Source organism: Kitasatospora sp. NPDC101447 (genome assembly GCF_044767225.1).
Classification (GTDB): domain Bacteria; phylum Actinomycetota; class Actinomycetes; order Streptomycetales; family Streptomycetaceae; genus Kitasatospora.
The window spans coordinates 128713-148732 of the sequence record NZ_JBIWNL010000020.1 but is presented as its reverse complement, the minus strand read 5'-3'; the positions used below and the strand labels follow the sequence as shown (position 1 = coordinate 148732).

General features: G+C 74.6%; 8 protein-coding genes. 1 reads left to right on the top strand and 7 read right to left on the bottom strand.

Translation table 11 applies throughout. The features are described from left to right. The first annotated feature begins 369 nt into the window (after positions 1 to 369). Positions 370 to 1737 carry an MFS transporter gene (locus ACIRST_RS26390; protein WP_350525344.1) on the top strand — a complete coding sequence of 456 codons (1368 nt, stop codon included), beginning with the start codon at positions 370 to 372 and terminating at the stop codon, positions 1735 to 1737. Between the two features lie 52 nt (positions 1738 to 1789). On the opposite strand, the gene ACIRST_RS26385 is transcribed toward ACIRST_RS26390, so the two are convergent. The 7 genes from ACIRST_RS26385 to ACIRST_RS26355 form a co-directional block, all read right to left on the bottom strand. After that, positions 1790 to 2446, bottom strand: coding sequence for a hypothetical protein (locus ACIRST_RS26385; protein ID WP_350525343.1), 657 nt, complete (start codon positions 2444 to 2446; stop codon positions 1790 to 1792). Beyond that, positions 2443 to 3285, bottom strand: coding sequence for an ATP-binding cassette domain-containing protein (locus ACIRST_RS26380; RefSeq protein ID WP_402804810.1), 843 nt, complete (start codon positions 3283 to 3285; stop codon positions 2443 to 2445). Before ACIRST_RS26380 ends, ACIRST_RS26385 begins: the two co-directional genes overlap by 4 nt. Positions 3286 to 3410: 125 nt before the next feature. Next, complete coding sequence (locus ACIRST_RS26375) at positions 3411 to 4781, bottom strand: PLP-dependent aminotransferase family protein (RefSeq protein ID WP_402804808.1); 1371 nt, start codon at positions 4779 to 4781, stop codon at positions 3411 to 3413. Next, positions 4774 to 5886, bottom strand: a complete 1113-nt coding sequence (locus ACIRST_RS26370; protein WP_402804806.1) for an alpha-hydroxy acid oxidase — start codon at positions 5884 to 5886, stop codon at positions 4774 to 4776. The genes ACIRST_RS26375 and ACIRST_RS26370 overlap by 8 nt, the downstream gene beginning before the upstream one ends. Continuing rightward, on the bottom strand, positions 5886 to 6920 hold the full coding sequence (gene hppD, locus ACIRST_RS26365; RefSeq protein ID WP_402804804.1) for a 4-hydroxyphenylpyruvate dioxygenase: 1035 nt from the start codon (positions 6918 to 6920) through the stop codon (positions 5886 to 5888). Before hppD ends, ACIRST_RS26370 begins: the two co-directional genes overlap by 1 nt. Next, positions 6917 to 7153, bottom strand: a complete 237-nt coding sequence (locus ACIRST_RS26360) for an MbtH family protein (protein ID WP_350525339.1) — start codon at positions 7151 to 7153, stop codon at positions 6917 to 6919. The genes hppD and ACIRST_RS26360 overlap by 4 nt, the downstream gene beginning before the upstream one ends. After that, positions 7150 to 19998, bottom strand: coding sequence for an amino acid adenylation domain-containing protein (locus ACIRST_RS26355; RefSeq protein ID WP_402804815.1), 12849 nt, complete (start codon positions 19996 to 19998; stop codon positions 7150 to 7152). Before ACIRST_RS26355 ends, ACIRST_RS26360 begins: the two co-directional genes overlap by 4 nt. Positions 19999 to 20020: the final 22 nt, after the last annotated feature.

Here is a 20020-nt window from a genome sequence, read left to right as displayed (position 1 = left end):
TGTCGGGCCTGTCCCCGCTTTTCGTGGTTGCCGGTCCGATCCGGGGTTCGAAGCCCCTGCCCCGGAGGTGGTGGACCACCTGTCAGACGGTTCGTGTGATGCGCGAGCATTTACCCCAGCGCCGATCGGGCGTCAAGCGATTTCGCCGGACCTGCACGTTCTCCCGTCCGGTCGGTCGGAAATTGTCACAACGGGTTCCGGGACCGGGCCGAGATCCTGATCCGGTGCCCGGGACAGGAATCGGACCCTCATCCTCCGAGGTGGTCCACTTGTTTATCCGCATTCACGTGACCCGGTCGACGCCCCGGAATGCGCGTGTTTCAATTGCCCGGACGTGTCGGTGGGAGCCGACCGGGACGGGGGAGGAAAATGACCGGGGCACGGAGGGCGGAAAGCGAGGCCCACGCGGAACGTGCGGCGGCCGTCGAGCGGGAGCGCACCGCCGGGCCGACGAACCGGGCGGCCCGGCGCGATTTCCGCTGGTACTGGCTGGGCCAGACCGCGAGCGTCATGGGCCACCAGGTGGCGATCTTCCTCTTTCCCACCACCGCCATCGTCCTGTTCCACGCGTCCGACCTGGGCGTCGGCCTGCTGAACGCGGCGGGCACCGCTCCCTACCCGGTCCTGGCTCTCTTCGCCGGTGTCGTGATGGACCGTCGGCGGCGCAGGCCGGCCATGATGCTGGCGACCGTGGGGACGATGCTGGCGCTCGCCGCGATTCCCCTGGCCGCCGCCGCCGGGGCGCTGGGCATGGCGCAGCTGTGTGCGGCGGCCCTCGTCGCCGGTTCGTTCGGCGTCCTGTACGACGTCGCCAACCAGTCGCACCTGCCGACCCTGCTGCCACGGGACATGCTGCCGCGGGCGAACGCCAGGCTGGAGGTGTCCACCTCGCTCGCGATGCTCGGCGCGCCGGCCCTGGGCGGCCTGCTGGGCCAGTTCCTCTCCGGCACGACGGCGCTGGCGGTGATCGCCGCCACGTTCGTCGTACCGGTGGTGACGCTGATGAGCCTTCGGACGCCGGAGCCGCCGGCGCCGCCCCGGCAGCCGGGGGCCTCGATGTTCGCCGAGATGCGGGAGGGCGTCGTGGCGCTGTGGCGGCACCCGCTGCTGCGTCCCGCGACGGTGGCCGCCGTGGTGAGGAACCTGGGGAACGCGGCCGCCTCCACGGTGTCGCTGCTCTTCGCCTACCGCACGCTCGGGCTCCCGCCCGGGACGGTCGGGGTGCTCTTCACTCTCGTGGGCCTCGGCGGGGTGGGGGGCGCGTGGATGGCGGACCGGCTGCTGGCCCGGTTCGGTCTCGGGACCACCCTCGTCGCCGCCTGTGCCTCCGGCGCGGTGTGGGCGGCGGCCCCGCTGGCCCTGTGGCTGCCGGCGGTGCCGACGCTGGTGGTGGTCGGGGCCTCGGCTTCGGTGTGGGTGCCGGTGTGGAACGCCACGATCACCACCCTGCGGCAGTCGGTGACCAGGCCGGACCTGCTGGGCAGGGTGCACGCGACGTCCCGGACCGTCAACTTCTGCGCGATGCCGCTGGGCGCCCTGCTGGGCGGGGTGGCCGCCGATGTCCTGGGCGGCGCCGTGGGCCCGGAGGCCGGCACCGGGTGGGCGCTGGTGCTGACCGGGTTGGCGTCGGTGGCCGCGGCGGTCGTGCTGTTCCGTTCCGAGCTGCGTTCGGTGCGGGCGATCCCGGGTGCGGAGGGCGCCGCGGGCACGGTGGTGGCGGCGCGGGCCGCGGACTGAGGGAGCCCGTCGCCGCCGGTGCGGGGCGCACCGGCGGCGACGGGCCCGGCTCTCAGCTCTTCCTGACGGTGATCGCGTGGGTGGCCGCCGCTCCCGCCGCGAGCAGCGCCGCGGCGGCGCCGACCAGGACGCCCGTGGAACCCAGGACGTCCGCCGACTTCGACGCGTGCTGGAGGTCGGTCAGCAGGAGGTTGACCGGGGACACGCCCTTGCCGAGCAGGGAGGCGAGCAGCAGCACCAGGGCTGCGACGAGCGCGTAGCCCTGCCGCCGGAACACCAGGCGCGAGCAGAGCAGTCCGACGGCCATGCCGGTGAAGGCGCAGACGAGTTGGGCCTCCGTCCCGAGCACGAGGTCGGCGGGGTGCAGGGTGTGGGTCCCGAACACCAGCGGCAGGACGAGGCCGGCCCCGGTCAGCAGCAGGCACCACGAGGCGGTGGTCGCGACCGAGCCGAGCAGGACCCGCAGGTGGCTGCCCGCGCCGACGACCACGATCGCGCGGTGCGGCGGGTCCTCCAGGCCGAGCAGCGCCATGGTGAGCCAGGCGGAGCTCAGCAGCATGGCTCCGGCCACTGCGGAGTAGGTGGCGGGGAGCGGCCCGCTGTCGCTGCTGGTCAGCACGGCGGCCAGGCCGACGAACAGGAGCAGCGGGGCGAGGTAGCGCTGGGAGAGCAGCAGGATCGTGAACAGGTAGCGGACCAGGGCGATCACCGGGCGGCACTCCCTGCGTCGGTCCGCGGGGCGTCGGCCCCGGCGGCGTTCCCGGAAGCACTCCCGACCCCGGCCACGGCGTCCACCGACCAGCGGTGCTGCAGTGCCGTCAGCAGGACGGTGTCCGAGTGCTCCCGGGCCACCCGCAGGACGACGTGCCGGCCGCGCCGGGCGGCGTCCGCCACACCCGGCAGGGCGTACCAGTCCACCTCGGCCGGTACGGCGCCGTCGGCGGGCACGGTCAGGACCAGTTCGGCCATCGGGGCGGGGGCCCCGGCCCGATGGCCGCCCCGCCGGGTGACCCGGCCGTCGGTGATGGCGTAGGCGCTGCGGGCGTGCGTCTCGGTGATGGCCTCGCGGTGGTCGGTGAAGACCACCGCCCCGCCGTCGGCGGCCACGTCGTCGATGAACTCGCCCAGGACGCCGTGCGCCGAGGCGTCCAGGCCCGACCACGGCTCGTCGAGGACCAGCAGGTCGGGCCGGACGAGCAGGGCCTGGGCCAGCGCGACCTTCTGCGCGTTGCCCTTGGAGAGTGTGCGCAGCGGCGCGTCCGGGCCGCCCACGAGGGCGAGCCGCGTCAGCAGGTCGCCGCCGCGGGCGCGGGCGGCGGAGGTCGACATGCCCCGGATGCGTCCCATGTGGGTGAGGTAGGAGACCGACGACATGCGCTCGTGCGCCGTGAAGCGGTCCGGTACGTACCCGATGACCGCCGGTCGGCCCGACACCGTGCCGGAGGTGGGCCGCGACAGTCCGGCGAGGATTCTCAGCAGGGTCGACTTCCCGGAACCGTTGGTGCCCACCACCGCGACGACGTCGCCGGCGGAGACCTTCATGTCCACATCGCTGAGGATCCACCGCCCCGTGCCGTACCGCTTGCCGACGCCTTCACAACGTAACAACTCGACTCCCGACTGTCCTATTCGTACTCACGCTACTACAGTCAGGCACCGGGTCGGCGTCCCTGTCAACACGGACCGACACCCCGGTCGGCGAAAAGGGTCGCAAGCCTGTTCAGGCCTTCTTCCAGCTGTTCGCCGGAGAGCGAACTGCAGGACAGCCGGAGCTGGTTCCTCCCCTCTTTCCCGTCGTAGAAATGCGACATCGGGGTCCAGAGCACTCCGAACGCCCGGCCGGATCGTTCGAGCAATTCGTCGTCGACGGTGAACGGCACGGTGACGACGACGAAGAAACCGCCGTGCGGAGTGTTCCAGGAAACGTCCGGGCACCGCCGGAACCGTGATTCCAGGCCGCGCAGAATGTGCGCCATATTGCGCTGGTAGGTGTCCCGTTCGCGGGAGGTCCCGCGGGCCAGGCTGAAATCGTTCTCCAGCAGGGCGCCCCCGACGACGGCCTGCGAGACGGGTGAGGTGTTCACGGTGACCATGCTCTTGATCCGGGAGAGCTGCTCGGCGAATCCGCCGATCCGCCCCTGGGCGTCCCGGACCCGCTGATCGGCGACCAGGTAGCCCACCCGGGCGCCGGGGAGAACGGTCTTCGCGAACGAACCGAAGTACACCACCGTCCGGCGGGTGTCGAGTGCCTTCAGGGTCGGAAGCCGCCCCGAACCGTCGTGGAACATCCCGTACGGGTTGTCCTCCAGCAGGAGGATCCCCTCCCGGGCGGCCAGGTCGAGCAGGTCGTGGCGGGTCGCGAGGTCCAGGCGCAGCCCGGAGGGGTTCGCGAAGTCCGGTACGACGTAGCAGCCGCGGGGGCGCAGGCCGCGCTCGCGGAGCAGGCGCAGCTTCGCGGCCAGGTCCGCCAGGTCGATGCCGGTGGTGCCGCTCGCCACCGGCACCACCGGCAGATCGACCAGCCGGGCCGCGCCGGTCAGCCCGACGTAGGTCGGTGACACGGCCAGGACGACGTCGCGCTCGTCCCTGCGCAGACTGCGCAGGGCCAGGAACATGGCCTCCTGGCAGCCGACGGTGACGACGATCGACTCCGGATCGACCCGCATCCCCTCGTCCACCTCCAGGTGACGGGCGATGAGGTCGTGCACGATGCCGCTGGTCCGGCCGTACTGGCACAGGGTGCGGTTCACCTCGGCGGGGCCGTAGCCGAGGTCCGTCGACAGGTGGTCGCAGAACCTCTCCAGCCGGCGGTGCACCGACCGGACGTCGAAGTGCTCCTCGGTCGGCCGGCCCGGGGCGAAGGAGAGGGCGTCCGGGTAGCGCGAGGTGACCTCGTTGAGAAAGGTCATGGAGGCGAGTGCCGGGTCCTCCAACGAGGCGTGCAGGTCGGGGAGTTGCAGGTCGAAGCGGTCCGGGGCGAGGCTGTCCGGGCCGGCGGGGCTCGGGTCCGCGCCGACCGGGGCCGCGCGGTGCTGGTCAGTCACCCTGCCCCCAGCGGCGGGTACGGAGCCGGGCGGCGGCGGCCAGGTCGGCGCAGCCGGCGATGAGCATGCTCTCGCGCAGCTCGTCGCGGACGACGGACAGCACCCGGGCGACCCCCTTCTCGCCGTCGGCGGCGAGGCCCCACAGGACGGGCCGTCCCAGGAGCACGCCGGCCGCGCCGAGGGCCAGGGCGCGCAGGACGTCCGTGCCGGTGCGCACCCCGCTGTCCAGCAGGACGTCGCACTGCCCGCCGACCGCCTCGACCACTGCGGGCAGTTGGGCGACGGCGGGGACGGCGCCGTCGAGCTGGCGCCCGCCGTGGTTGGACACCACCACGGCGTCGGCGCCGCACTCCACGGCCCGTCGGGCGTCCTGCGGGTCCAGGATCCCCTTGACCACGAGGGGGAGTTCCGTGCGCCGGCGCAGCTGCTCCAGCTCCGACAGGCTCGGGACACGGAAGAGCGACCGGGTGTGGGCGGCCACCGCGGACACCCCCGACGCCGGGCGGTGCGCCAGGTCGTCGAGTCCGGGACCGAGCAGCGCGGCCCGGACGTGCGGGGGCAGCGTGAACCCGTTCGTCACGTCCCGCCAGCGCCGGCCCATGACCGGGACGTCCACGGTCACCACCAGGGCCCGGCAGCCGAGCCGTTCGGCCCCGGCCACGAGTTCCTCCCGCGCCTGGCGCTCGCGCAGCCAGTACAGCTGGAACCACACGTCCGCGCCGGTCTCGACCACCGCTTCGACGGAGTGGCTGCTGAGGGTGCTGAGGACGAAGGGCACCCCCGCTTCGCGGGCGGCCCGGGCCGTGGCGAGTTCGCCGTCCGGATGCAGCAGGCGCTGGTAGGCCATGGGGGCGACGAGCAGCGGCGCGGCGACGTCGGAGCCCAGCAGCCGCCCGCCGCAGTCGGCGGAGCCCGCGCCGGTCATCACCCGGGGCACGAGTGAGACCCCGTCGAAGGCGGCCCGGTTCGCGGACAGCGTCGTCTCCCACCCGCTGCCCCCCTCGACGAAGTCCCACACCTCGGGCGCCGTGGCGGCGTGCGCCGCGCGCCTCAGGTCGGCCAGGCCGGGTGGCGCCGCGAGGGCCGGGTGTTCCGTGCCGGTCATCACTCCTCCTCCGCCGCCACGGCCTCGTACAGCGCGCGGATGTTGCCGCTGCCGAAGGTGGTGGCTCCCGCGCGTTCGATCACCTCGAAGAACAGCGTCCGCTGCGGGTGGGTGGACTGGGTGAAGATCTGGTACAGCTGTCCGGCGTGGTCCTCGTCGGCCAGGATGCGCAGCTCGCCGAGCTGTTCGGGCGAGTGGCGGGACAGTGCCAGCCGCTCGGGGAGCCGGCCGTAGTACGCGTCGGGGGTGTCGAGGAACGCGACGCCGGCGGACCGCATCGTCGTGACGGAGCGCACGATGTCGTCGGTGGTGAAGGCGACGTGCTGGACGCCGGCGCCGCCGTGGTTCTTGAGGAACCCGTCGATCTGCCCCGGGTCGCGGGTGGTGTCAGGCTCGATGACGGTCAGCGTGACCAGGCCCGAACGGCTCTGCACCACCTTGGAGTTCATGGCCTGCGAACCGACGAGGACCCGCTCCTCGAAGATCATCCGGAAGTCCAGGACCCGCTGGTAGAACTCCACGGTCGCGTCGAGCGCGCCGGCCTCCACGCACACGGCGAAGTGGTCCACGTGCCGCAGCCCGGTGTCGGTCGCCGCCGCGTCGACGGACGGGCGGGCCGCGGCCCGCTGGACGAAGGTGTGGGCCACGTCGCCGAATCCGGCCACGGACGCGGTGACGACCCCGCCCCGGCGGACCGGCTCGGCGAGCGGACGCGCGCCTCGCCGGACCGCCTCGGCGAAGGCGCCCGCGGCGTCGGCGGTGCCCAGCGCGATGTCCGAGACGCCGTCGCCGTGGCGCCTGGTGTAGTCGGCGTCCGGGTGCTCGTCGTTCAGGGGACTGCTCAGCACCAGGCGGATCTCCCCCCGGGTGAGGACGGCGGTGCGGTCCTCACCCGGCAGGTCCGCGGCGTCCGCGGGTGTCAGCCCGAAGCCGCGGACGAACTCGGCGGTCCGGGCGTCGAGGTCGACGACGCAGAGCCTGACGTGGTCGACGGTCAGGTCGTCGAAGTGGTTCCGGCTCCGGTGGCTGTTCACGGCGTGGCGCTCCCATTCGTGGCGGCGCGGTCCATGGCCGCGATCAGGCTGACGGGGCGCATGTCGGTCCAGTGCTCCGCCACATGGTCCAGGCAGGCCTGGCGGTCGGCCGGACCGCGGACGGTCTCCCAGCCGGCCGGCACCTCGGCGAAGGAGGGCCACAGCGAGTACTGGCCCTCGGTGTTGCGCAGAACGAGGTAGGTGGCGCTGTCGTCCTCGAACGGATTGGTCATGAGTCGTTTCCCTCCGTGTGTCGTGCGGATGCGGGGAGTTCCCCGAGCCGGGCCGCGAGGGCCGGGCCGATCGTGTCGAGAGCCTGCGGTGCGGTCATCTCCTCGTGTCCGCAGGCGACTTCGTGCCGTCGCAGCGGGCCCCCGACGTGCGGCTGCCAGAGGTCCGCGGCGAGCCGGTGCCGGTCCGGGCGGTGAGCGGCGGCGAAGTGCAGCAGTTCGCCGCGGAAGACGCCGGGGGTGAACTCCCGGGCGGCCCGGGCCACGCCCAGGTACACGGACGCCAGGTTGTCCCGCACCCGGTGGTCGAGCTGCAGACCGGCGGTCTCCCGGTGCACGGCCTCGGCGACCTCCTCGGGCGACGGCGCGGCGACCGGGGCGAGGTCCCCCAACGGATAGCCGTCCAGCACCGCGAGCAGGCCCACCTCTTCACCGGCCGCCTGGAGCTGCACGGCCATCTCGTGGGCGATCAGCCCGCCCGCCGACCAGCCGAGCAGGTGGTACGGGCCGTGCGGGGCGACCCGCCGGATCTCGGCGACGTACGCGGCCGCCGTGTCGGCCACCGTCGGCGGGAGGCTCTCGGGCCCGCCGACCAGGCCCGGGGACTGCAGGGCGTACAGCGGGTGCCGGGCGTCCAGGTGGCGGGCGAGTCCGGCGAACGACCAGCCGAGGCCGGCGGCCGGGTGGACGCAGAACACCGGTGCCCCGTCGCCGCCGGGCCGCAGCGGCAGCAGGACGTCCCAGTCGCCGCCGCGTCGGGTCCGCGCCTGCGCACCGTCCAGGGCGGCGGCCAGCTCCGCGACCGACGGCGCTTCGAACAGCAGCCGCAGCCCGAGGTCGAGGCCCATGACGGTGTGGACCCGGTCGATCAGCCGGGCCGCCAGCATGGAGTGGCCGCCGACGTCGAAGAAGCTGTCGTGGACCCCGAGGTCGGGAGCGCCGAGCACCTCCGCGAACAGTTCGCGCAGGACGGCTTCGCGCGGGCTGCGCGCCGCGCGGTCCGGCTCTCCGAAGAAGGCCGGCTCCGGCAGGGCGGCCCGGTCCAGTTTCCCGTTCGGGGTGACCGGCAGTGCCTCCAGGACGATCACCGCGGCGGGGACCATGTGGCCGGGGAGCAGGTCGGCGGCGTGCGCGCGCAGCGCGGCCGGATCCGGTGCGTCGCCGTCGTGGGGGACGGCGTAGGCGATCAGCCGTGGTTCGCCCCGGTCGTCCTCGCGGAGGGTGACCACGGCCTGGGTGACGGCCGGGTGGTCGAGCAGCGCGGCCTCGATCTCGCCCGGTTCCACCCGGAACCCCCGTACCGAGAGCTGGTGGTCGGCGCGGCCGAGGAAGTGCAGCCGGCCCTCGGTGTCCCAGCGGACGAGGTCACCGGTGCGGTACATGCGCGAGCCCGGTGGGCCGAACGGATCGGGCAGGAAGCGCTGCGCGGTCAGCCCGGGGCGGCCGACGTAGCCCCGGGCCAGATTGGGACCGGTCACGTACAGCTCACCGGCCGTTCCGGGCGGCACGGGCCGCAGCCCGTCGTCGAGGACCCGGACGGCCGTGCCGCCGATGGGACGCCCGATCGACGGGCGGTCCGCGCCGGTCAGCGGCTCGCTCATGGTGGCGCAGACGGTCGCCTCGGTCGGCCCGTACGCGTTGATCAGGTGCCGCCCGGAGCCCCACCGGCGCACCGCGTCGGCGGGCATCGCGTCCCCGGCGACGGCCAGGGTGCGGACGGTCGCCAGCCCGTCGGGGGGCAGGACGGACAGCACCACGGGCGGCAGGGTCACGTGGGTGATGCGGTGCCGGGCGATCGACCGGACCAGTGGGCGGCCCGGTGTCAGTTCCTCCTTGGTGGCCAGCACCAGTTCGGCACCGGACAGCAGTGCCGTGCACAGTTCGGAGAAGGCGGCATCGAAGCTCGGCGAGGCGAACTGCAGCACCCGGTCCCCGGGGGCGACCCGGAACCGCTCGATCTGACGCGCGGCCAGGTTGGCGATGCCCTCGTGGGTCACCACCACCCCGTTCGGGCGCCCGGTGGAGCCCGAGGTGTGGATGACGTACGCGGGATGGGCGGTCAGCAGCGGGGCGGTGCGGTCCCGGTCGCCCGGGTCGGTGTCCGGTGCCGCGTCGATCGTCCGCCCGGTGAGCGGGTCGTCGAGGACCACCGCGGCTGCGGGTTCCGGCAGCCGGCCGGCCATGGAGCCCAGGGTGAGCACCAGGGACGGCCGGGCGTCCGCCAGCATGTGCCGGATCCGCTGGGCCGGGTAGTCCGGGTCCACCGGCAGGAAGGCACCGCCGGCCTTGAGCACGGCCAGCACCGAGGTCACCTGCGCGGGGGAGCGGGGCAGCAGCAGCGCCACGGTGCTCTCCGGGCCCACGCCCAGCGAACGGAGGTGGTGCGCCAGCCGGTTGGCCCGGCGGTTCAGCTCGGCGTACGTGAGCGTGTCGTCGCCGGAGCGCAGCGCCGTGGCGTCCGGGGTGCGCGCCACCTGCTGGTGGAACAGCTCCGGCATCGTCCGGGCGGGCACGGGCGGTTCCGGGGCGGCGGACCACTGCTCGATGTCACGGTGCTCGTGCGGCAGCAGCACGTCCAGGGATCCGATCGGCGCCCGCGGGTCGTCCGCCACGGCGGCCAGCAGGGCGACCAGGCGGTCGGCCAGCGCTGCCACGGTGGCCTCGTCGAACAGGTCCGCGTTGTACCGGATGCCGCCTCGGACGCCCGCTGCCAGGCCGTCCGGCGTGTGCGTCTCACCGAGCGAGACGTCGAGGTCGAACCTGGCCGTCCCGGGGTCGACCTCCGGGTGGGTGACGGTCAGGCCGTCCAGGTCGAACCGGGGGGCCTCGGTGTTCTGCAGCACCAGCAGGACCTGGAACAGCGGGTGCCGGGACACCGAGCGGGTCGGGCTCAGCACCTCGACCAGTCGCTCGAACGGCACGTCCTGGTGGGCGTAGGCGGCGAGCGCGGTGGTGCGGACCCGGTGGAGCAGCGTGACGAAGTCCGGATCGCCGGAGGTGTCGGTGCGCAGCACGACGGTGTTGGCGAAGAAGCCCACCAGCTGGTCGAGCGCCTGGTCGACGCGGCCCGCCAGCGGGCTGCCGATCGGGATGTCCGTCCCGGCGCCCAGCCGGGTGAGCAGCGTGGCGAGCGCGGCCTGGAAGACCATGAAGGTGGTGACGCCCTCGCGCCGGGACAGCTCGGTCAGCTTCCGGTGCAGCTGCGCGTCCACGTCGAGCGGTACCAGGCCGCCCCGGTGGCCGGGCACGGCGGGACGCGGGCGGTCGACGGGCAGCGTCAGCTCCTCCGGCAGGTCCGCCAGGGCCTGCCGCCAGTGGGCGAGCTGGCGGGCGATGGAGCTGTCCGGGTCGTCCTCCGTGCCGAGCAGCCGCCGCTGCCAGAGCGTGTAGTCCGCGTACTGGACGGGCAGCGGTTCCCACGCCGGGGGCCGGCCCGCCGAGCGGGCCCGGTAGGCGGCGGTGAGGTCCCGGGCGAGCGGGGCGTACGAGGAACCGTCGCCGGCGATGTGGTGCAGGACCAGGAGCAGGACGTGCTCGGTCGGCGAGATCCGGAACAGCACGGTGCGCAGCGGCGGTTCCGTGGCCAGGTCGAAGCCGGTGCGGCTCGCGGCGGACAGCGCGGCGGGCAGCTCCGCGGGGGTGACCGCCACCGGGACGGGGTCGGGCGGGCCGTCGCCGGCCCCGAGGACCCGTTGCCGGGGGACGCCGTTCCGGTCCGGGAAGACCGTCCGCAGGGCCTCGTGCCGTTCCACCACGTCCCGCAGCGCGGCACCCAGGGCCGCCGGGTCGAGCTCTCCGGACAGCCGTAGGGCCAGCGGGATGTTGTACGCCCCCGAGTCGCCGTCGAGGCGGTCGAGGAACCACAGCCGCTGCTGGGCGTACGACAGCGGGACCACCGCGGGGCGTTCGGCGGGGACGAGGGCCGGGCGGGCGGTGTCGGCCGCGTCCAGCCGGGACGCCAGGCCGGCCGGCGTCGGCGTCTCGAAGACCGCGCGCAGCGGCAGTTCGACCCCGAACGCGGAGCGGACGGCGTTGACGAGCCGGGTGGCCAGCAGGCTGTGTCCGCCGAGCCGGAAGAAGCCGTCGTCGGGGCCGACCGAGGGCACCGCGAGCACCCGGGCGAACAGGTCGCCCATCAGCTCCTCGCGGGGGTCGCGCGCCCGGCCGCCCGTGGTGCGGGCACCGAGGTCCGGGGCCGGGAGGGCGGCGCGGTCGAGCTTGCCGTTGGCGTTCACGGGCAGTGCGTCCAGCAGGACGAACGCGACGGGCACCATGTACTCCGGCAGCGCCGCGGCGGCGTGCGCGGCGATCGACGCGGAGGTCGCGCCGCCGTCCGGGCGCAGGGCCACGTGGGCCACCAGGCGGCGGCCGCCGCCCGGGTCGGCCACGGCGGTGACCGCAGCTGCCGCCACCGCCGGGTGGCGGGTCAGGACGTTCTCGATCTCGCCGAGTTCGATCCGGAAGCCGCGCACCTTGACCTGGTCGTCCGTGCGGCCGAGGTAGTCCAGGCTGCCGTCCGGGCGGCGGCGCACCAGGTCACCGGTCCGGTACATCCGGGCGCCCGGCCCGCCGAAGGGGTCGGCGACGAACCGCTCGGCGGTCAGCGCGGGGCGGCGGAGGTAGCCGCGGGCCAGGCCCTCGCCCGCCAGGTACAGCTCGCCGCGGACGCCGGTGGCGACCGGTTGCAGCCGCTCGTCGAGGACGTGGGCGCGCACGTGCGGCAGGGGCCGCCCGATGGGCGGAGCGCCCGTCGCCGCGTCGGCGCCCTCGTCGTCCGAGAACCAGGCGGTCGCGTAGACGGTCGCCTCGGTCGGGCCGTAGATGTTGGCCAGCCGCGTGCCGGGCAGCAGGCGGCGCACCTCCCGGACGAGGTGTTCGGGCAGTGCCTCGCCGGCCATCACCACGGTCCCGGCGGAGAAGGTGGCCTCGCCCCCGGCGAGCAGGGCGGCGAACACCGACGGCACGCCGCTGACCAGGGTGCCCGACCAGGGCCGCTCGGCGAGTTCCAGCAGGTCGCGCACGACCTCGACGTGACCGCCGGTCAGCAGCGGCGCGAACAGCTCGAACACCGAGACGTCGAAGGAGAGCGAGGTGGCGGCCAGGACGTTCGCCAGGCCGTCGGCACCGAACCGGTCCGCCGCCCACTCCAGCAGCCGGGCCATGCTGCCGTGGGGGACCACGACACCCTTGGGCCGCCCGGTGGAGCCGGAGGTGTGGATGACGTACGCGGGGGAGTCCGCCGTGAGCGCCGCGCCCCGCTCCTCGGGGGAGAGGGCGTCGGCGGGGGTGGCGGCCAGGGCGGCCCGGACCCCGGGGTCGTCCAGCCGGACCGGGGGCAGTGCGGACGCGTCGGGGATCCCCGCCGGCGTCTCCCCCTCGGTGATCACCAGGACCGGCCGGGCGTCGGCGCAGACGAAGGCGATCCGCTCGGCCGGCTGGCCACGGTCCACCGGGAGGTACGCCGCACCGGACTTCAGCACCGCGAGCACCGCGACCAGCATCCGCTCCGAACGCGGCAGCGCCACGGCGACCACCTGCTCCGGACCGGCGCCGACGGCGATCAGGTGTCGGGCCAACCGGTTGGACTCGGCGTCGAGTTCGGCGTAGGACAGCGTGCTGCCCGCGCAGCTGACCGCGGGCGCCAGCGGCGTGCGCCGGGCCTGCGCCTCGAACCGGAGGGGCACCGGCTCGACCGGCGCCGACCGGGCCGACCGGGCGTCGGTGGGCCGGGGGCGCTCCTGCGGGGTCAGGATGTCGACGTCCCCGATCGGCAGGGCCGGGTCCCCGGCCACCGCCCGCAGGAACCGGATCAGGCGCTCGGCCAGGGCGGCGGCGCCGGCCTCGTCGAACAGGTCCGCGCAGTAGCCCAGGGTGCCCTCGACACCGGACGGCTCGCCGTCCGCCGAGCGGGTCTCGCGCAGCTGGACGTCGAGGTCGAACTTGGCCGTCCGCTGCGGGATCGGCTGCCCGGTGACCCGCAGCCCGGGCAGGGCCACCGCCTCGGCGCCCTCGGGCTGCAGGGCGAGCATCACCTGGAACAGCGGGTGCCGCGCCAGCGACCGCGGCGGCGCCAGCACTTCCACCAGCCGTTCGAACGGGACGTCCTGGTGTGCGTAGGCCTCCAGGTCGGCCTCGGCCACTTGCCGGAGCAGGTCACCGAAGGCCGGGTTGCCGCTGGTGTCGGTGCGCAGGACCAGGGTGTTGACGAAGAATCCGACGAGCCGCTCCAGCGCGGCGTCGGCGCGTCCGGCGACCGGGGTGCCGATCGGGAGGTCCGTGCCGGCGCCCAGCCTGGTCAGCAGCGCCGCGAGGGCGGCGTGCAGGACCATGAAGAGGGTGGCGCCGTGCTCCCGGGCCAGCGCGAGGAGGTCCGCGTGCAGCTCGGCCGGCAGCCGGAAGGGCACCTCCGCCCCCCGGTAGCTGAACTCGGGCGGACGGGGCCGGTCGGTCGGCAGTTCCAGGCCCTCCGGCAGGTCGGCCAGCCTGCTCCGCCAGTAGGCGAGTTGGCCGCTGATCCGGCTGTCCGGGTCCTGCTCGTCGCCGAGCACCGCGCGCTGCCACAGCGCGTAGTCGGCGTACTGGACGGGCAGGGGCGGGAACTCCGGGGCCCGGCCGGCCAGCCGTGCCGCGTAGGCCGTGCCGAGGTCGTGGGCCAGCGGGTCCATCGACCAGCCGTCGCCCGCGATGTGGTGCAGCACCACGAGCAGCACGTGTTCGGTCGGCGACAGCCGGAAGAGCGTCGCCCGCAGCGGCAGCTCGGTGCCGAGGTCGTGGCCGCGGCCGGCCTCGGCCAGGAGCGCCTGGTCGAGCGAGGCGGCGTCGGTGTCGACCACGGCGAGGCCGGGACGGGCCCGGTCCGCGGCCAGGATCCGCTGGACCGGCTCGCCGTCCGCTTCGGCGAAGACCGTGCGCAGCGACTCGTGCCGTTCCACCAGGTCGTGCAGGGCCCGCCGCAGTTCGGCCTCGTGCACCGGGCCGGACAGTCGCAGGGCGACGGGGATGTTGTAGGCGCCGCCGTGTTCCTCCAACCGGTTCAGGAACCACAGCCTGCGCTGGGCGAACGACACCGGCAGCGGGTCGGGCCGGTCCATCGGGACCAGCGGGGTCAGCGCCGGGGCCGCCCGGTCGAGCCGCTCCGCGAGGGCCGCGACGGTGGGGGCCTCGAACACCGTCCGCACGTCCAGTTCGGCACCGAACGCGGAGCGGATCGCGTTGACCAGACGGATGGCCAGCAGGGAGTGCCCGCCCAGCTGGAAGAAGTCGTCCTCGATGCCCGCCCGGGGCAGTCCGAGCACGTCGGCGAACAGCGCGCAGAGCGTCTCCTCGCGCGCGGTTCGCGGGGCGCCCGAACCGGCCTGCTCCTGCGGATCGGGCTCCGGGAGGGCCGCGCGGTCGAGCTTGCCGTTCGGGGTGACCGGAAGGCGGTCCAGCACCATGAACGCCGCCGGGACCATGTACGCCGGCAGCCGCTCGCCGAGGTGGGAGCGGAGCTCCTTGGCGAGCCGCCCGGCCTGCTGGAACCGGAGCGGCGCGTTGGTGTGGCAGGCCGCCTCGTCCTCGTCGTCCTCGGCGGCGGGCTCGCTCCGGTCGGCGGCCGCGAGCGGGCCGGCGGGCCGGGCGGCGTCGACGAAGAGCACGTCGAGCAGGTCGCCGGGGCCGGACGGCGCCCAGGTGACGGCCGTGCGGTAGCCGAGCCCCTCGCCCAGGTCGTACAGCAGGGCCGGGTCGACCCCGGTCGCCTCCGCCGACCGGGCTCGCACCCGGTCGAGGGGCTCGCCGGCGTACAGGGCCGCAGCGGCCGCCGCCTCCTGCCCGGTACGGCCGTCCGGCACCCCGGTCACCCGGAGGCCCGCCGGGCGCTCCTGCGAAAGCCGGTCCCGCAGCGCCGCCAGGTCGGTGACGTCCCGGCCCCAGCGCAGGGTGGTCGCCGCGAGCGGCGGCGCCGGCGTGTCCGCGGTGCCGTGCAGCACGACGTCGTAGCGGTAGCGGGTCAGTTCGTTGTGGGCGCGGCCGCGCTTGACGCGGACGTCGGCGCCGGCGAGGCCGTCGGCGGTCCGGGCGAACCGGTGGAAGAAGGCGGGCGCCACCAGGAGCTCCTTCTCCCGCTCCGCCCGGCGCCGGGCCCGGCGCAGCAGCGCCGCCGCGTCCTCCCCGTCGTCGGCGCGCGCCAGCTCGATGGCGGCGTGGAAGGTGTGGAGCAGGTCCAGGTTGCGCACGTCGCCGACGAACAGCGAACCGCCGGGGGCCAGCAGGGTGGTGAGTGCGATCAGTGTCCGCCGCAGGTAGTCGGCGTCGGGGAAGTACTGCACGACCGAGTTGAGGACGATCGTGTCGAAATGCCCGGTGGGCAGCCCGGTGAGGTCGTCGGCGGCCTGGGTGCTCAGCCGCACGGAGGGGTGGGATCCCAGGTGGGCGCGCAGGGTGCGGATCGCCTGCTCGGAGAAGTCGGTCGCCCAGTACGACTCGCACTCGGCGTACAGCTGGGACAGGATCAGGCCGCTGCCCACCCCGACTTCCAGCACGTGGCGCGGGCGCAGCGCGCGGATCCGCTCGACGGTGGACCGGCGCCACTCGCTCATCTCGTCCAGCGGGATGGGCTCGCCGTCGTAGCTGCTCTCCCAGCCGGAGAAGTCCGAGCCGAAGGCGGCGGACCGGGCGCCGTCGTACATGCCGTCGTAGATCTGCCGCCACTCGGCGACGTGCCGGACGGCTCCGGCCTCGCGCTCGGCGGACCGCAGGCCGCCCGCGACGACGTAGGCCACCAGCTGCCGTTCGCCGCGGTGGTCGATGCGTGCCACCACCTCGGCCTCGGAGACCTCGGGGTGGTCCGCCAGCGTCGCGGCGACCTCCCCCGGCTCCACCCGGAAGCCGCGGATCTTGACCTGGTCGTCGCCGCGGCCCATGAACTCCAGCTGCCAACTGCCGTTCCAGCGTGCGAGATCGCCGGTGCGGTACATCCGGCTGCCGGGCTCGCCCCAGGGGTCGGCGACGAACCGCTCGGCGGTGAGGCCGGGCCGGTTGAGGTAGCCGCGGGCGAGGCCGGCCCCGGCCAGCCAGACCTCTCCGGTCACCCCCGGAGGGACGGGCCGCAGCCATTCGTCCAGCACGTAGACCCGGGTGCCGGCCAGCGGACGTCCGAGCGGCACCCGGACGTCGGCCGTGAAGGGCGACCGCACCTCGTGGTGGGTGGCGCACAGTGTCATCTCGGTGGGCCCGTAGAGCTGGCGCACGACCGCCCCGGGCGCGTGGTCGAGGACGCGTTGGACGGCCACCGGCGAGACGACGTCGCCGCCGGTGAGCACCTCGCGGACGGTGGCGAGGCATTCGGGTGCGTCCTCGGCCACGACCCGCAGGAGCCCGGCGGTGACGTGCACGGCGGTGATCTTCTCGGTCTCGATCAGCCGGGCGAGGGCGGCGGTGTCGAGCGGTCCGGGCGGGGCGAGCACCACCTCGTTGCCGGCCAGCAGCGGCACCCAGAGCTCGTAGTGGCTGATGTCGAAGGCGTAGGGGGCGTGCATGAGCACGCGCTCGTGGTTGCCGGTGGCCCAGCACGGGTCGTCCACGAGGGCCACCACGTCGCGGTGTGCGACGGCGACGCCCTTGGGCAGTCCGGTGGAGCCGGAGGTGTACATGATGGTGGCGAGCCGGTCGGGGTGGACGGGCAGGTCGGGGGCCGCCCCGGCGGACTCCTCCGGCACCCGGTCCGCCTCCACCACGACGACCTGCGCCTCGTGGCGGAACTCCCGGGCGAGCATGGCCCGGTCCGTCAGCAGCACGGACGCCGCGGTGTCCGTCATGACCCATTCGAGTCGTTCCGCCGGGTAGGCCTCGTGCAGCGGGACGCAGACCCCGCCGGCCTTCCACACGGCGAGCATCGCCACGACCAGTTCCGGGGAGCGCTCCAGGAGGACGGCGACGGGGCTCTCCGGTCCGACACCCCGGGCGATCAGGGCGTGGGCCAGGGCGTCGGCCCGTCGGTCCACTTCCCGGTAGGTGAGCTCCCGGTCCCCGGCGCGCAGGGCGACGTGGTCGGGGCGCGCCGCGGCCGTGCGGGAGAACCGCACGTGCAGCAGGTCCCCGGTGGAGCGGGCCGGCGCGGGGGAGCCGGTGAGCAGTCGGCGGCGTTCGTCCTCGCCGAGGATCTCCACGGCCCCGATCCGCCGGCGCGGGTCGGCCGCGACGGCCCGCAGGAAGCGGGTCAGCCGCTCGACGACGCCCTCCACGGTGGCGCGGTCGAAGAGGTCCGTGCGGTACTCGACGGTGCCGTGGACGCCGTCGGGCACCCGGCCCTCGCGGAAGCGCTCGGCGAGGTTGAACGCCAGGTCGAACTTGGCCGACGGCAGCGGCTCCTCGGCCAGGGTCACGTCCAGGCCGTCGAAGCGGATGTCGGCGTCGGGGGTGTTCTGCAGCGCGAGGAAGACCTGGAAGAGCGGGTGCTGGGAGAGCGACCGCTCCGGCTTGAGGACCTCGACCAGGCGTTCGAAGGGCAGGTCCTGGTGGGCGTAGGCGGCCAGGGCGTCGTCCCGGACGGCGGTCAACAGCTCGGTGAAGCGCGGGTCGCCCGAGGTGCGGGTGCGCAGCACCAGGGTGTTGACGAAGAAGCCGATCAGGTCCTCGACGGCGGCGTCCGTCCGCCCCGAGATGGGCGAGCCGATCGGGATGTCGGTGCCCGCGCCGAGCCGGGTGCACAGCGCGGCCAGCGCGGCCTGGAGCACCATGAAGAGGCTGGCGTTGTGCCGGTGGGCGAGGTCGAGCAGCTGCCGGTGGAGCTCGCCGTCCAGGGCGAGGCCGACCGTCTCGCCCCGGAAGTCGGCCTCGGCGGGGCGCGGCCGGTCCGTCGGCAGGACGGTCTGCTCGGGCAGGGCGCGCAGCGCCTCCCGCCAGTAGCCGGTCTGCGTCGCGATGACGCTCGCCGGGTCGTCGTCCGCGCCGAGGACCTCGCGCTGCCACAGCGTGTAGTCCGCGTACTGGACCGGGAGCGGGCGCCAGCCGGGCTGCTGTCCGAGGCTCCTCGCCCGGTAGGCCGTGCCGAGGTCGCGGGCGAGCACCGTCAGGGACCAGCCGTCGGCGGCGATGTGGTGCTGGACGACCAGCAGGACGTGCTCGGTCGGCGACAGCGCGAACAGGTGGGCGCGCAGGGGCGGTTCACGGGTGAGGTCGAAGGGGGCGGCCGCGGCGGCGCGCAGCTGTCCGGGGAGGTCCGCCTCGCTGCTCTCCGTCACGGTCAGGACGGGGCGGGCCTGCTCAGGGTCCAGGACGAGCTGGTGGGGCTCGCCGTCGACCTCGGGGAAGACGGTGCGCAGGGCCTCGTGGCGGGCGGCGACGTCGGCGACGGCCTCCGCCAGCGCGGTGCGGTCCAGCCCGCCGCGCAGCCGCAGGACGCTCTGCATGTGGTAGGCGGAGCCGTCGTCCGCCAGCCGGTTGATGAACCAGAGCCTGCGCTGCCCGAAGGACAGCGGGATCCGGGCCGGCCGTTCGGCGGGGGCGAGGGGCCTGCGCGCGTCGGCGGAGCCGGCGATCCGGGCCGCGAGGGCGGCGACGGTGGGCGCCTCGAAGAGGGTGCGCACCGGGATCTCCACGCGCAGCCGCGAACGCATGGCGTTCACCAGGCGGGTGGCGAGCAGGGAGTGGCCGCCGTGCTGGAAGAAGTCGTCGTCCAGGCCGACCCGGGCCACGTCCAGGACCTCGGCGAACAGCTCGCAGAGGATCTCCTCCTGCGGCGTGCGGGGCCTGCGCCCGGCCCCGGCCGTGCCGAGGTCGGGGCCGGGCAGCGCCTTGCGGTCCAGCTTGCCGTTGGGGGTCAGGGGCAGCGCGTCGAGCACGGTCAGGACGGTGGGGACCATGTGGCCGGGCAGCCGGCGGGCGAGGTGGTCCCGCAGGGCGGCCGGGTCCGGCGCACCGCCGGGTACGGGCACGGCGTAGGCGGCCAGGACCGGCCCGCCGGAGCCGGTGTCGCGGACGACGACGGCGGCCTGGGAGACCTCGGGGTGGTCGGTCAGCGCGTGTTCGACCTCGCCGAGTTCGATCCGGTAGCCCCGGACCTTGACCTGGCCGTCGGTCCGGCCGAGGTACTCCAGGCTGCCGTCGTCGCGCCAGCGGGCCAGGTCCCCGGTGCGGTACATCCGGGAGCCGGGCGGGCCGAAGGGGTCCGCCACGAAGCGTTCGGCGGTCGTGCCGGGGCGGTGGAGGTACCCGCGGGCCACGCCGGCGCCCGCGATGTACAGCTCGCCGGTGGCGCCGGTGGGCGCGGGGCGCAGCGCGGGGTCGAGCACGTACGTGCGGGTGTTCGCGAGCGGGCGGCCGATGGGGGGACGCCCGGGCAGCCCGGGTTCGACGGCGGCGGCCGTCGACCAGATCGTGGTTTCGGTGGGGCCGTAGACGTTGGTGACCTCGGCCGCCGCCTCGCCCAGCTCCCGGGCCAGGCCCTCGGGCAGCGCCTCGCCGCCGACGAGCACCTTCAGCCCCGTCAGGCCGTCCGACCCGTGGTCCAGCATGCTGCGCCACAGGGTGGGGGTGGCCTGGACGGCCGTCACCCCGGCGTCGGCGACGAGCTGCTTGAGCGCCTGCGGGTCGTGGGCGTCGTCCTGTGCCGCGAGGACCAGCTCGCCGCCGGACAGCAGGGGCAGCAGCAGTTCCAGGTTGGCGATGTCGAAGCCGAACGTGGTGACGGCGAGCAGGCGGTCGTCAGGGCCGAAGGCGAGCCGCTGCCGGAAGTCCGTCAGCAGGTTGACGAGGTTCTCGCCCGGGATCACCGTGCCCTTGGGCACTCCGGTCGAGCCGGAGGTGTAGATGACGTACGCGGGGCTGAGCGGGTGCGGGTGGGCGGGCCTGGCATTCGCCATCGGGATTCCTCGCTGAGGACGGCATGGT